Below are 1,011 nucleotides of genomic sequence, written 5' to 3'. Positions count from 1 at the left end.
AACTGGTACTGATAGCTAGAAATTCACGACGAATGATGAATGACAACTGTTGTAACTTACTTAATGTTTTCATACTTATGACTTTCTATAGCTCGTTTTAAATGAGGAAGCAGCGACAGGGCCAGCAACGGGAAGATACAGAGTATCACAGCCGACGGCCAAAGATGGATAAACCCACCGCCTCCATAGAGCATGGTTTGCATCATTTCCGTAAAATGACGGACAGGGAACAAATTGGAAGCATCCCTCACCAACGGATACATATTGGGAACCGGAAAGGTTACTCCGGACAAAGTAGCCCCCAGAGAACCTACCATAGAAACTACACTTATAACCAACGATATTGCCGGAAACAGCGAGAATAAAAACAGCCCTAAAGCCTGTGTTGCAATGATGAAAAGCACAGTCATGATATTCATTAACCACCAACTCCCCTGAAAAGGAATATGCAAAATACCAAACATGACGTAATTAGCCAACCATCCTATCAGTATATATATAATGGTATAAGGTAATAATTTACCTAAAACAGCTGTCACTATATTGCCTTTTGCAGTCGCCAGCCAATCATCTGCTGTGCGGAACTTGATTTCAATGCCAACCGCATACACGGTAATCAACAGAATCAAAACCTGAAACAGCACAAAGAAAAAGGGCTGACTTAAATATACCGAATAATCCAGACTAGGGTTATATATCGGATGGTTATTAGCCTGTACGGGTAATAAAAAGGTGGTAATCTGATCCTGTTCTACTCCGAGTGCCATCGCTTGCATCACCACAGGAGAAAGAGCCACCGGAGCTAAGGAAGTTTCGAATGCCGCCATCAACTCACCACCTACCGACATTAATGCATAATGATAATAGTAGGAGAGTGTTGCATTCTTTCCGGTAATCGCATTCTGTTCAAATTGGGGAGGTATGGAAAGATATCCATAAATCTCTTTCTTTTGCACAGATTCACGGGCAGCTGCTTCATTTACAAAATGCTTTGTCACTTTAAAAGTTGGT

The 1,011-nt window shown here is 41.6% G+C and carries 1 protein-coding gene; it reads right to left on the bottom strand.

The features are described 5' to 3' along the window. Positions 1-56 precede the first annotated feature (56 nt). On the bottom strand, positions 57-1,011 hold a 955-nt coding region (locus tag AB5935_RS28310; RefSeq protein WP_368328144.1), incomplete at its 5' end, for an ABC transporter permease.

Source organism: Phocaeicola sp. RTP21198st1_B8_RTP21198_201120 (assembly GCF_040929485.1).
Classification (GTDB): domain Bacteria; phylum Bacteroidota; class Bacteroidia; order Bacteroidales; family Bacteroidaceae; genus Phocaeicola; species Phocaeicola dorei.
Note: the sequence above shows the minus strand (reverse complement) of the source record. Positions and strands in the feature narration are given on the sequence as shown.